This is a genomic window from Agromyces sp. NPDC055658, assembly GCF_053618155.1.
On sequence record NZ_JBSHHD010000083.1, the window covers coordinates 1 to 424 of the forward strand.

Genomic DNA, 424 nt, shown 5'->3' on the forward strand with positions numbered 1-424 from the left:
GCCTTGAACCGGGTCGACAGGAAGATGGTGTTGACCCAGTCCGGCTCGTTGTCGCGCAGCACGGTGCGCACCAGCTCGGGCGGGATCGCGAACCCGTAGCGGAACTTCTCGTCCGCGATCGGTTCGCGCACAAGACGTTTCGGGAAATCCAGTACCACGGTCTCGCTGTGGTCGGGTCCGGACAGGCGCAGCTCCACCGGATAGCCGATGCCGTCGCAGATCTGGTCGGTCTGGCTCATGATCGGCTCGAACAGCGCGCGCAGCCCGGGCAGCAGGGGTTCCCCGGCCGCGGGTGCCCATGACGCCTTCTCCGCGGCCAGCACCGGGGCCATCCGCTGGGCGAAGTCCTCGATGTAGGCGGCCTTGCCGGTGGTGAAGATCGTTTCCGGATCCTCGACCGGGTGGGTCAGCGAATTGAGTAGCG

General features: G+C 66.7%; 1 pseudogene. It reads right to left on the reverse strand.

Annotation, left to right across the window (positions count from 1 at the left end):
- A pseudogene (locus ACWGPE_RS18605) lies at nucleotides 1-424 on the reverse strand (hypothetical protein); the annotation flags it as partial.